Source organism: Rhizobium sp. L51/94 (assembly GCF_019355555.1).
Lineage (GTDB): Bacteria > Pseudomonadota > Alphaproteobacteria > Rhizobiales > Rhizobiaceae > Rhizobium > Rhizobium rhododendri.
Genome location: NZ_CP072142.1, coordinates 1,106,386 through 1,118,873, shown reverse-complemented (window position 1 = coordinate 1,118,873; position 12,488 = coordinate 1,106,386). Strand labels below are relative to the sequence as shown.

Below are 12,488 nucleotides of genomic sequence, written 5' to 3'. Positions count from 1 at the left end.
GTTGTAATATAGCACACTTCGCGCCTAAATATCATCGCTTCGACTGGAGGTTCATCAATTGGCCAAAAAGAAAGGCTTCTTTTCCACCTTCGCCAACGTCGTTGCCGACTGGTCAGGGAAACCGGTGGCGTTTGTCGTTGCCTTCTTCCTCGTGTTGGCCTGGGCGGCGACTGGTCCGATCTTCAACTGGTCGGAAACGTGGCAGCTGGTAATAAACACCTCGACCACAATCGTAACGTTCCTGATGGTTTTCGTCCTACAGAACTCTCAAAACAGGGATGGCAAGGCGCTCCAAGCGAAACTCGATGAGCTAATCCTCAGCAGCAAGGCTTCGAACAAGTTCGTTGGCGCCGAGAAGCTAAGCGAAGACGAACTCCGTGAGATGAGCGATAAACTTGAAAAGGACGCCGCACTGCTTGAGGAAAAAGCGGCTGAGAAGGCGCTGGGAAAGTCCGTCAGTTTGCATCGGCACAAGGGCGACTAAATCCAACCGGTAAAAAGCCATACCAAGCCGGCTATTGCGGCCCGAAATAGCCGTTGAGGCCGAGGAAAGTGAGTGGGCGCCAGCCACCGTGCGGCGCAGCAATGGCCCATAGTCTTTGATCGGCGCGATGTTGGTCTTGAATGAATGTGACCGTATTGGTGGCTAATACGAACGTTTGGAACAGACTGAGATCATTCTCCCGCCTTGAGGGGATCTTAACCAACGACACTTCTCTAGTGAGCTAAGTTTTTGACGAAACAGACTTGTCATAGCTGCTTGCGGCTACGACACCAATATTGCTGATGCGCGCGCGACAGAACCGGCTGAGATGCCGGTCAAGCCGCCTTGGCCCGTCGCGGCCACCAAACAACAAGCAGCAGTACAATCGCGAAAGCCACAGCGACAGCCACAGCAATACCAATGCGTGCCAGAAGCAGGAGCGAAGACGCCGGACCACCAGCACGCACCTGGGCGACATCCGAAGACATGACCGGCGTGCCGGACCGGCCGTAGTTATCAATCACGTAATTTGCCAACGTGGCGACTTGGCTGTCATTCAATGCATTGATGTCATTCGCCTTGCCGCCGAATCCGGGCATGAATGCCTGGCCTTTGGGCGTAGTCCGGTCAACGCCGTTTAGAATCGTGGCAATCAGATTGATGTGATTGGCCGCACCTGTCGCCGAATTGTGAAATAGGCTCGGATAATAGGTATCTTTGCTGCCTTGGCCGGAAGGTTGGTGGCACGAGGCGCAATTGCCGTAGAACAGTACCGCTCCGCTGGCCTGCGCGTCCGTATCCGAGCGGAGCGGGTTCGCCCCGCGCAAGCTTGCAAGCTGCGAGACGGGTTTCCCATAGCCAAACCGCGATTGGTCGTCCGACGCATCGTGCAGCGGCGGCACGGTTTTGATATAAGTGGCGATCGCCGAGATATCTTGCTGGCTGAGCTTTGAAAAGCTGTGCTCAATTGCCTCCCCCATGCTACCCGCAGCCTGGGCCCTACCGGGCAACGAGCCCGTCGACAGATAGCGAGTGAGGTCGTCCTTGCTCCAGCTCCCAATCCCACTGTTGGTATCCGAGGTGATGTTTGGCGCGTACCATTGGCCGACTTGGGCACCACCCAGATGATGCCCAGACAATTCTTGCATTAGAAAGCCGCGCGGCGTATGGCAGGTGCTGCAATGCGCTGGCCCGTCGACAAGATACTTGCCGCGATTCCAATCAGGCGATTGTGTAGCATCGGTCTCGCTATGACCGTCGCCGAGGAACAAGAGATTCCACCCCATCATCGATAAGCGGACATTCATCGGAAACGGCAGTGCGGTACGCGTCGGCACCGTATCGACGGGCGAGACGCCGTGCTGAAAGTAAGCGTAGAGGTCGTGTATATCTGCGTCCGTCAACACTTTGTATGATGTGTACGGCATTGCTGGATAAAGGTTTGAACCATCGGCTCGAACGCCCGACCGCACGGCCCGGGCAAATTGCGCTTCCGTATATTGCCCTATCCCCGCAGTCTTGGAAGGCGTGATGTTCGTCGTAAAAATCGTACCCACCGGGGACACGATGGGCAGCCCCCCGGCAAATGGCTTGCCACCTGGCGCGGTGTGGCAGGCGGAACAGTCCGAAGCGGTTGCGATATAGGCCCCCCGCTTAACTGAGGCGGCTTGCTCGTCATCGTCAGCAGCGAAGGCCACCGAGCTCGCAGACATAAGACAGATTGCAGCACCGAAAAGCCGGAGGAGAGTGTCCATGCTCAGCCCCGCTTCAACTGGTCAACGATGGCATCGGCGGCCTTCATGGCCAAAGCCGCCATGGTGATGGTGCTGTTGCCGCATCCGCCCGTCGTCATCGCCGCGCCACCCGGCAGAAAAAGATTCGGATGATCATGCGCGCGACAATCGACATCGACGACTGAGTCGGTGGGATCGGTGCCCATGATGCAGCTCCCCATCATATGGTCGCTATTGGTGAACGTCGTGGCGATGTTGCTTTCGACGGCGCCAAGCTCCGCGATCAGTTTCTTCAGCAGTGGCAGGGTATATTCCTGATGGCTGCGGCGGACGTATTCGCCGACATCATAGTAGATGTTGGGCTTGTTGAGGCCTAGCCAATCTTTCTTATCCGACAACGTCAGCCGGTTATTGGGATCCGACAGGATCTCGTGCTCAATCGTCAGCCGCGCGGTGCAGGCCGAGAGCCTGCGGATCTCGGCGTCCAGCGCTTTGCCAACCAGTCCCTTGGCGAGCGCAGCCTGACCGCCCACGGCACTGAGAGCGGCATTTTCGCAGCGAAGCATAGCGCCGGCATGTTGGCTTCGAAAATCGCCCTGCCCTGTCATCATGATGCTACTGCCCTGGACCGGGCCGACGCCCGTCCACATGGGCTCTGCGAGCACCATCTGCGCGCTGATCTTGGGCTGGTCCATCAGATTGCGTCCGACCTGATCCGAATGGTTTGCAACGCCGTTCGGGTTACGCTCGTCCTTTGACATCAGAAGCAGTTTCGGCGTCTCTATGGCATTGCAGGCAATGACGAAAAGCCTGCCGACGACCCTTTGCGATTCCTTGTTGGGATTGAAGAAATGAACTGCTTGGATGTTTTGCTTTGCGTCCGTCTCGACCCGGTATACAACCGCATTCGCAAGTATCCTGCCACCCTTTGCTTCGATCCTTGGCAAGGCCGAGGCCGCATCGTATTTCGCGGAGATCGGACAGACCGGGAAGCAGTTGTTGTTGCCGCAACAGGGCGGTCGTCCATCGTAGGAAACTCCGCTATTGCGTGCCTGCGGGGCAGGAAGATTGGTGATGCCAACTCGTGCAGCAGCCTCCGTAAACCGTTGCTCTCCCTGGCCAAAAGGAATGCGGCCCATTGGATAGGGCTTGGAGCGCGGCAGCGGAGGCCATTGCAAGTCAACCTCGGACGGACCGCACACTCCCAAAGCGTATTCGGCGCGGGTGTAATACGGTTCAAGCGTGTCGTAATTAAACGCCCAGTCCCGGCCAACGCCGTAAAGGCTTTTCATCCGCATATCGTCGGGATGCAGACGCCAGCAGATGCCCGCCCAATGCCACGTAGCGCCGCCAGCATAACGCACATAACCCTGCCGATATGCACGCCCGTTCGGCCCCTGTAGCTGCAGGTAGTCGGTCGTGGCGTCTGCCAGCTCTGATTCAATATGCGGTGCCCAGGGTTTCGCCGGATAAGGCGCATTCCAATTCTGCTTAAACCGAGGCGGTACGTTGCGATAGTTTTCAACAATCTGCCAGCGCTCGACGCGAGGGCCAGCTTCCAGCATGAGAACAGACAGGCCTGCGTCCAGTGCCTGCTCGGCGACGAGGCAACCTACAACCCCTGTTCCAACGACAATGACGTCCGCACTATAATTGTTTGCCATCTGACTAATTCCAACTATCCAAGGATCCGAGTAGGTACGTCAACCCCGCCTAACCCTGTCAAAGGGCTCTGTCCTCGAGAGGGCTTCTTGCTCGACTTACGTAAAAGCCGCCAGCGGCGGTCTCATGCAAGTGGCGGCTTTTGTTAGAATGTCGGCATGTCGCCGAGCGGCGGGGCCTCCGCATTCCATCCATTCGGACCGGATATAGCGTAGGTCGGGATTGTCATGACGTCATGGGTCGGCTGGTACATAAGCGCCGTCTCGAAGGCAAAGACCTCCGCGTTAGCTGAATTTTCCACTACGCCCGTATACCAGGCCGAAATGATGGCCAAGGCGCTATTCTTGAGGCGTCCATCCGGGATATCCGCGAAGAAATCCTCAACGATCTTGGCATTCTTTTTCTTTGCGATGTCAATAATCGCCCCAATATCCTGCGCAATCTCTGAATTTATACGCAGCATGGCCGCAGCCATGCGTCCACCGACCTCAGGATCCAAACGATGGTCGATCAGAAGAGACGACACCTCCATGAATTTTGGCGAAAAATCCGGCGTGCTCACATCTAAAGATTGAGCCAAAACCTCCGGGGGCAGCAACACGCCTCCGGCGAATAGAACGCCACCCACCATCAACTTCCGACGGGTAAGCCTGAATTCCTCGGGACAGTCATCGTGAGATGTGTAAGTCATTATCTATCCGCCTCATTCAGCCATTCGCTGCAGGGCAAAGGACTTGATCTCTTTTGGAGGTTGACTGCCAAGTAACATTGATACCACACGTCAAATTGGCCGGGTTTGCCGCGGGTTGTCAAGGACGTTTGCATAATGCGGTTCACTTATTGGAGAGCGTTCGCAATCCGGCCCGCAACGCTGAGGCTGATGAGATCCATACCCTGTCTGTGGCGGACTTCTGCCATCCCCAAGAAGAACGTGCTGCCGGCGAACCACGAGGTGAAGTCGCTCATGAGCGGCCAGCACCTACCGTTCGCCGTGCCTGCTTGCCGCAACGGCGAACTCCAACTCCGCATGAGACCGGAGCACTTCACGGAATCCCTGCTCTTTTTGCGCTTGAAGAGATGCGAACTACCGACGCGTACAGAAATTAAAAACGTAAGTAAAACGAAACGCCTAAAGCGTAACCGTAATTTATGGAACTGACGGTGATTGCTGATGGCTTACACGCTTGGAACAAAAACTATCTGGCGGGGTGAAATGGAAGTAGACGAAAAAACGTTGGATCCCCAGGAAGTGCTGACTGGTGAGAAGCTAGCTCGTCTAGCGGCTGCTGATTTCGAGAGCTTTTTTCACCCTGACGGTAACGTACTGGTCAAAATCGTTGTGGAGCCTGCTCACAGCGCGTGCATCCGTGGCACTGGCGCTAACGCACGCATTGTAATCACGCCAGATATGGCCAGCGAGGTAATTGTTGGCCCCGACCGCCTTCATCTACACCTACTAATCATCGGTCATGAGATTGCGCACCTTGTTCATCGGCACCTCGAGGAAACTCCAGATCCCGCCGACAACCAAGCGCTTGAATACTGGGCTGATTTCTACGGTGCCAAGGTCATGATGGCACTTGTTACATTCGGAACACACATTTCGTCGATTTACATGAAGTATTACCCAGAGGAGCGCTTCCACGGCGCAACGCAAAGCATAGGCAATGCAATTGGAACAATGATCGAGGGGGTATACAATACTAATAAAAAATATCCCGCACCACTCGCGCGGGCAGGATTGACAGCTAATGGAGTAATGTCTTTTCTCCGGAGGTTCATGCTGGCGAACAATGTCGATATTCTTTGGATGCTATCCGCGATGATGCGCCTTTTGTCGGCGGACCAGACCAAGAGGTTGATGAACACTGATCCCACACAAATTGACGACCTCTTCACTCCACTTGAGAGAGTACGTCTTTGGCATCTTAACAGGCAGAACCTACATCCTCCGATCGAACAATGGTTGCATCCAGCCATCCTGCCCTTCCTCACTACGAGATTCACAGAATCAGATTCAGAGATAGCTCTGTCGACTGCGGAGAGACGTGAAGAGTTGCGCCGACTTGCCGAAGCGATGGGCGAACCCGAGCTTTTTGACGACGACTAAACTGTGCGCGAACGACCGGAAGATCGGTAAGCCGGGTCGTGTACCTGGGCGAACGCATCTGCGCCTTGGTCTCGAAGGATCGCTTGAGGCCCTCGGACGCGAGCCTGCGCTTGCAAACGAAAGCATCGTCGATGTGTTTTCAGAGCTATACGATATACACCAACTCATGTCTCACAAACACGAGCCGCACAACGCAGATAGGATCCTCAAGGCTGTCGCAGAAGCTGCGATGCGCCCGACAATGAGAACCGTTGCTGTAAAGACGTCTGAGCAGCAGGCGCGGGCCATGGTTTTCCGGACGCGCGACCTGCTCGTTGGTCAGCGTACGCAGATGGTCAACGCACTGCGTGGGCATCTGGCTGAGCATGGAATTATAGTTGGTAGGGGTCTCGATAAAGTCGATCGCCTCACAGCCCTGATCACGTCGGCTAATCTCCCCGAGCTGGTGCAGAGCATGGCCCGGCTTTATCTAAGCAAGATAGAGCAGTTACATAGCGAAATCGACGAGATCGACCGTCATATTGCCGCTGAAGCACGTAAAAGCGATGTCGTTCGTAGATTACAAAAAATGCCAGGTATCGGGCCGGTATGCGCGATGGCAATCACAGCCTTTGCACCCTCGATGCAGGAATTCCGGTCTGGTCGCGATTTTGCTGCTTGGCTCGGTATTGTTCCGCGGCAGCACTCGAGCGGAGGTAAGCAGAAGCTCGGTCACACCTCTAAGATGGGGCAGCGAGACATCCGGCGGCTGTTGATCATCGGCGCTATGTCCGTAGTACATTGGAAAGGACGCGGTGGCGGCAGACCGGGTTCGTGGCTCTCAAACATGCTGGCGCGAAAGCCGCGCATGCTGGTGGCGATTGCTATGGCAAACAAAATGGCACGCATGATCTGGGCCATGCTTGCACGCAACGAAGATTATAGAGATCCGGCTGGGGCGGTCTGCTAACGGAGACTCCTCAATTCGGAGAGACGGCGATGTGAGGAGGACATAAACCGCATGGGCAAATGATCGAACAGATCGGGATTGGGCAAACCAGTACTTCTCAGGGAGCTTCTAGCTCGTTCCACTGATTTGGAGTCCAGTCCGCGTATCACCATACCGGCCCGCGGCATGTCACGGCCGCAATATGAGGTCTGAAACATGTGCGCACCCCGATCAGTCGCTCTAGCGGTAGAAAAGTCCTTGCATCGAAAGGGGCATCCAAACATGAGAAGTGACCCGGCGGCACAGGATATTTCCATCGAGAAGTGACCTATGTTTGAACCTTCCCTCGTGTTTACAGCGAGGGCTATGGAGTGATCGACATGGCATTATTGAGCGTGATCCGACACTGGCATTTTCGAGACCATCTATCGATCCCGGAGCTTTGCCGCAGGACGGGCTTATCCCGGGACACTATTCGCAAATACCTGCGATTGAACGGCCTAGAGCCGTTGCTTCAGGTTCCCGAGCCGCCGAGAAAGCTGGACCCGTTTGCTGATCGGTTGTCAGCTTGGCTGAAGGCGGAGTCCAAAAAGAACCGCAAACAGAGCGGACCCTGAATCAGTTGTACGGCGAACTGATGAGCCTTGGTTACGAAGGCTCGTACAATCGGACAACTCCAAAAACCTCCCCATTTTCCGCGTTTCATGATTCTCAATCCGGCCAGTGTGATTTGCTGGAAGCGGATGAGGCGTGGGCAACCGGGCTTTTGGGATTTGGATGATCGTTGCGAACGGCTGAGTGCCGTCGGCGATCCGCTGGAGAAGCTCAACAGCATTACATGGTCGGTATTCGAAAAACCTTTAGCGAGGGCGCCAAGCGGTCCACCTGATCTTCGGCAGTATCAAATAAGAACTTTGGGAGAGAAGCATGGGAAGCATTGCCTATGCTTCGGGGACGATCCAGACGCCGGGGTGCAGCATAAAAGGCTTGATTAGCCCCCATTCTCGCTCCGTCATATTTCTTGCACAGCTTGCCGTTCGTCGGGCATATTGCAGAAGGTAATTTTGGCTCAGTTCACAGAGATGCCCATCGAATCCTTGCAAATCCGAAAGAACCAAAACCTGCTAAGACAACCACCTCATTTGAGGCAGCCTCTACGCTGACTATCGCACTTCTGATGGCATAGTAGACCGTAGTGACAACCGCGTTTCTTCGCCCCAGTCAGTAGCAACATTTCGACGTGGTTAGTCTATGAACGATCTCTTCCTCCGATCCGCAATTCTCATAAAACTGTTGGATCGACAAGAACCGGTGGTAGTCTTGTCAGCGCCAGCTGGGATGGGGAAATCGGTCATTCTCGGCCAAATCGCAGCGGAGCTCGGCGTTAATGTGCATATCGGAGACGCGCCTGTAGCCGCTGGGCCGGGTGATGTTATCATTTGGGATATCCCGCCTTACCTTGAACCGGCTGAGCTTCCCGAAATTTTCGTATCGGGCGCCGCTCGAATCTTTATTGCCAAAAGGGCTGAAGTCGTATTGCCCGGTCTCTCCCGCGCAATCGCCTATGGCAAAGCCTATGTCGCCGATCCGAAGATCTTGCTGGTGTCAAATGAGGAACTGATTGCCGCTTTCGGAGGCTTGACCGAAGTGCAAGAGCGCATAGGCGGTTGGCCCTTGGTCGCGTTCAATGCTCATTTAAGCGGTGACGCGCTGATCTCCTTCCTTGTAACGGACATGTTGCGACCAATGCCGGCTGCTGCTCTCGTCGATATGCAGTTGCTGTTGCAGGGACGTGGGATCCGGCTAAGCGAGCAAGATTCATTGCTCCCGTTCGAAAACGGCGGCTGCCTCAATACGCCTGCCATAGTTGACGAGTTGGACGAGGCGCTTGAAATGGCAATCAACGAACGCCTCCACGTTCCGGCTGAATCCAAAGCCATTGCGGAGGCATTTGAAAGACGAGGCTGCCCCGTGGAGGCAATCTTGATGTTCCAACGCGCTGGTTTCTTCGACAGCGCGCTGCGTGTTTTCAACGACGAACATGGAGATTTTTTCCTCTATTTCCATGGTCCCGCTGCCTTCGCGAGGGTACTCGACGGCTTTCCACGTAGTTTTGCGCTACAGACAGAGACCCTCGTCTTGTCGATGGCATTGCAAGCGCTGAAGACGGGCGATGTGTCCAGAGCACGGCACTTGCTTTCCGACCGGTTCGGCGATCTCGCCAACGATCCGGAAGCAGTGTTTTCTCCGCGGTCGGTTTTCTCAAGAGAGTTTCGCGCATTCCGTCTGTTGATGCTGATCTATGAGGACTATTTCTTTTCCGAAGAATTGCTGCAGCGTTGTTTTGCGCTCGTGGCCGAGTTTCCGCTCGATGAGCATCTCTTTCGCGGCAGTTTCTACAACTCGGTTCTTGAATTCTATATCCGCAACCGGCGCTTTGCGGAGGCAGAAGATGTTGCGCAGCGTGCCATGTACCACTACGAATGCGCCAAATCGCCAATGCTCTGCTTTTATATCAGTCTGCACAGGGCGCTGATCCGCCTCCTGACGGGCGATGTGCTGGCTGCGCGCAAATATACGGCGCTTTCGGCCAAGTGCCTTGTTGATATTCCATTCGAAAGCCCGAGCGATGCGCGCTTGCAGGCGCTGCTCGAAGCCTGCGTCGACTACGAGACCGGCCGTGCCGAGCCGCTGGCGAGGTTTCTAAGCCTGGAAATCGACGATTTCTCACATGGCGAAATCTGGCCGAGCCTGCTTGAGCTTGCCTTGCACTACGGAAGCCAGGCGCTCGGCGACCATTTCTCGACGATCGCGGCGCGCAGCTTTCTTGATCGCTGGCGTGTCTACCAGGTGTCGAACCGGCAATTTCAGATCATGATCGAAATCCGCGAGGCGACCATTCTACAGAACGCCAATCGTTGGCAGGAGGCTGCCGAGCGGTTGAGTGCGATTGACTCGCGTATCGATCGGAACTGGGTGCTCGGATCCTCGGATCATACGCTCGCGCAGATCGGTAACCGGGATGACATCGCCTTGGCCTTAGCCTGGATGCGCCAAGTGGTCTACGAGCAGCCCGGACGCAAGGGCTTGGACGATCTCATTGCCGGGATCATGCGCAATCTCAGCCTTACCGATCGCCAGCGGATCGGCGTGGAGATCTGGCTTGCCTATATTGCAAAGCGTCAGCGAAATCTGACCCGTGCTCGTGCCCTCCTTCAAAAAACATTCGAGGATTGCGCGCGGCTCGGTGCGATTGCGCCTTTGTCCGAAGAGCGAGTGATGCTGGACGAATTGATTGGAAACGAGCGCATCGGCGCATTTCTGTCCACATCGCTCGCAACGAAACAGATCATCCGAAAGCTGAAGGACAGCGGGCGGCTCTCGACCGGTTCGGGCAAGCGCAATGACTTGTCCCGGCGGGAGAGCAAGATCCTGATGATGATCTCCGAAGGCGCGGCCAACAAATATGTTGCGCACTCGCTGGGCTTGAGCGAAGCGACTGTGAAGTTTCACCTGGGAAATGTCTATCGCAAGCTTGGCTGTCGCAACCGCCAGGAAGCCATCGGTTCTGCGCGTGCGCTGGGTATCGTGAAGTAGCGGCGCAAAGATGAGGCCGACGCCGTCGCCTCGATAAAAAACCTATACCATTTATTCAAAAACCTAGACCTTGCGCTTATTGGCAGGCAATTTTCCCTATGCAATCTTTCTCGCGGGCCTTCCCGGGCAGCATGGCAGGGGAGACCTGGCGAGCGTGATTGGCGCGGCCGGCGACCTGATCGCCGTCCATGACCCACGTCCCGAAAGTGATTTTAGATGGTCCATTCCACAGGCACGGCAAGATGCCGGAACAAACCTCAATGAATAAAGCGGCCCCAAGGCCGCGCAGGGAACCTTGAACCGGGAGATACCATGAGCAAGTCCAGACTGATTGCTTCAACCGCGCTCGCCGCGCTCATTGCCGGTATCGCCGGCACCGCTGCGGCGAAGACTGTCGTTACCATGAACACCGTGCAGATCTTCGGCACCATCGATCCTGCAAAAATCTCCGACTACACCGACTACATGGCGGCCGTGAACCTTTACGATGGTCTGATCACCATCGACTCCAAGGGCAAACTGCAGCCTGAACTCGCCCAAAGCTGGACAATTTCACCGGATGCCAAAGAGGTGGTCTTCAAGCTGCGCGCCGATGCACACTTCACCGACGGCTCGCCGGTCAAGGCATCCGATGTCGTCTATTCCTTCGAGCGGCTGCTGAAGATAAATCAGGGGCCCTCCAACCTCTTTGCGGGCGTGCTGAAGCCCGAATCGGTGACCGCCGTCGATGCGCATACGGTCAAGTTCAGTCTGGCCAAGGCATTCGCGCCTTTCCTCAGCACCGTTCCGGCCGTGTTCATCGTCAACGCCGATGTCGTCAAGGCCAATGCCGGCAGCGATGACGGGCAGACGTATCTCGCCACCAAGACGGCCGGCGCCGGTCCCTACACGCTCACCAAATGGGACCGCGGCGCGTCGATGACCATCGAGCGCGATCCGAAATACTACAAGGGTTTCGGCCCCGGCCCGATCGACGAGGTCCGCTGGATCATTACCAATGACGAAGCAACGGTGCGCTCGCTCGCCGCGTCTGGCGAATTGACCATGAGCAGCCAATATCAATCGCCGGAGACCTACAAGGCGCTGAAGGAGATGGGCCGCTTCAACATTGTCAGCGAAGATACGACGATCGGCTTCTACCTGAAGCTCAACACGAAAGTGGCGCCGACGGACGATATCCACATCCGCAAGGCACTCGCCCTTGCCACCGATTACGATACGGTTCGCAACGTCATCGTACCCGGCGGCCCGTTGAACGGCCCGCTGCCGGCAGGTTTTGCCGACTTCTATGCCAGCGACCTTCCGGCACCGAAGTTCGATCTGGAAGCGGCGAAGGCCGAAATCGCGCAGTCGAAATATGCCGGCCAACAAATCCCGATCACGCTCGGCTATGTCGCAGGCACGAAGTTCGAGGAAGAAATCAGCCTCCTGATGCAGTCCAATCTCGAACAGCTCGGCTTCAAGGTGACGCAGCAAGCCGATCCATGGAACCGCATTACCGAGATCTCGACGAAGGTGGACACCACGCCCGCCGTGAACCAGATCTTCTTCGGCCCGACCTATCCGTCGCCCGACTCTATGTTCTTTACGCAGTATCATTCGAAGGCGGCCGGCACCTGGGCGTCTGCCGAATGGCTGCAGGATCCTGCCATCGACGCCCTGATCGACAAAGCGCGGGAAACCACCGACGCCAAGCAGCAGGCCGATATCTACAAGGAACTGCAGCACAAAATCGTCGACCTGCAGCCGGATGTCTTCCTCCAGACGCAGACCGTCCAGCACGCCATGGACAAGTGCCTGGAAGGCTTTCACGCCGTGCCGATGCAATCCTTCGACTACAAGTTCACGCGCTACAGCTGGACCTGCAAGTAGCAGTGGGCGTGTCTTTCGAGCAGTTGCCCCTCTGGACCGCTTGAAACAGGACGGCCTTCGGGCCGCCCTTACTTCTTCTCTCATGTGAGACAAGGCCGAAAC

8 protein-coding genes and 2 pseudogenes are annotated in these 12,488 nt (G+C 56.0%); 6 read left to right on the top strand and 4 right to left on the bottom strand.

From position 1 onward, the window contains the following. Positions 1–58 precede the first annotated feature (58 nt). The gene (locus J5274_RS23090; protein WP_219275262.1) at positions 59–484 is read left to right on the top strand and encodes a low affinity iron permease family protein; all 426 of its coding nucleotides are present in this window, start codon (positions 59–61) and stop codon (positions 482–484) included. 335 nt (positions 485–819) lie between these two features. Here the strand turns inward: J5274_RS23090 and J5274_RS23085 are convergent, their stop codons facing one another. The 3 genes from J5274_RS23085 to J5274_RS23075 all read right to left on the bottom strand — a co-directional run bounded on the left by J5274_RS23085 (position 820) and on the right by J5274_RS23075 (position 4,570). After that, complete coding sequence (locus J5274_RS23085) at positions 820–2,238, bottom strand: cytochrome c (protein ID WP_219275261.1); 1,419 nt, start codon at positions 2,236–2,238, stop codon at positions 820–822. A gap of 2 nt (positions 2,239–2,240) precedes the next feature. Continuing rightward, entirely contained in the window at positions 2,241–3,881 is a 1,641-nt protein-coding gene (locus J5274_RS23080; RefSeq protein ID WP_142832260.1) for a GMC family oxidoreductase, read from the bottom strand. A gap of 143 nt (positions 3,882–4,024) precedes the next feature. Continuing rightward, on the bottom strand, positions 4,025–4,570 hold the full coding sequence (locus J5274_RS23075; protein ID WP_142832259.1) for a sorbitol dehydrogenase family protein: 546 nt from the start codon (positions 4,568–4,570) through the stop codon (positions 4,025–4,027). Positions 4,571–5,050: 480 nt separating this feature from the next. Here J5274_RS23075 and J5274_RS23070 point away from each other — a divergent pair, with 480 nt between their 5' ends. Beyond that, on the top strand, positions 5,051–5,989 hold the full coding sequence (locus tag J5274_RS23070; protein ID WP_219275260.1) for a hypothetical protein: 939 nt from the start codon (positions 5,051–5,053) through the stop codon (positions 5,987–5,989). Here the strand turns inward: J5274_RS23070 and J5274_RS23065 are convergent. Then, the gene (locus J5274_RS23065; RefSeq protein ID WP_219275690.1) at positions 5,883–6,122 is read right to left on the bottom strand and encodes a DUF4113 domain-containing protein; all 240 of its coding nucleotides are present in this window, start codon (positions 6,120–6,122) and stop codon (positions 5,883–5,885) included. The genes J5274_RS23070 and J5274_RS23065 overlap by 107 nt on opposite strands. Positions 6,123–6,197: 75 nt before the next feature. On the opposite strand from J5274_RS23065, the pseudogene J5274_RS23060 reads away from it, so the two are divergent. From J5274_RS23060 to J5274_RS23045, 4 genes and pseudogenes are all read left to right on the top strand, one after another. Continuing rightward, positions 6,198–6,938, top strand: a pseudogene (locus J5274_RS23060) (IS110 family transposase); the annotation flags it as partial. Between the two features lie 359 nt (positions 6,939–7,297). Then, positions 7,298–7,587 (top strand): annotated as a pseudogene (locus J5274_RS29015) (IS21 family transposase); the annotation flags it as partial. Between the two features lie 581 nt (positions 7,588–8,168). Continuing rightward, a complete protein-coding gene (locus tag J5274_RS23050; protein ID WP_219275258.1) occupies positions 8,169–10,514 on the top strand; it encodes a LuxR C-terminal-related transcriptional regulator in 2,346 nt (781 codons plus the stop codon). A 312-nt stretch (positions 10,515–10,826) separates the two neighbouring features. Next, positions 10,827–12,386: an ABC transporter substrate-binding protein gene (locus J5274_RS23045; protein ID WP_219275257.1), complete on the top strand. Its 1,560-nt coding sequence runs from the start codon at positions 10,827–10,829 to the stop codon at positions 12,384–12,386. The last annotated feature ends 102 nt before the right edge of the window (positions 12,387–12,488 follow it).

Excerpts from the sequence above, each read along its gene's own strand:
- J5274_RS23085 (WP_219275261.1), bottom strand. The coding sequence starts at position 2,238 with ATGGACACTCTCCTCCGGCTTTTCGGTGCTGCAATCTGTCTTATGTCT.
- J5274_RS23080 (WP_142832260.1), bottom strand. The coding sequence starts at position 3,881 with ATGGCAAACAATTATAGTGCGGACGTCATTGTCGTTGGAACAGGGGTT.
- J5274_RS23075 (WP_142832259.1), bottom strand. The coding sequence starts at position 4,570 with ATGACTTACACATCTCACGATGACTGTCCCGAGGAATTCAGGCTTACC.
- J5274_RS23070 (WP_219275260.1), top strand. The coding sequence starts at position 5,051 with ATGGCTTACACGCTTGGAACAAAAACTATCTGGCGGGGTGAAATGGAA.
- J5274_RS23050 (WP_219275258.1), top strand. The coding sequence starts at position 8,169 with ATGAACGATCTCTTCCTCCGATCCGCAATTCTCATAAAACTGTTGGAT.
- J5274_RS23045 (WP_219275257.1), top strand. The coding sequence starts at position 10,827 with ATGAGCAAGTCCAGACTGATTGCTTCAACCGCGCTCGCCGCGCTCATT.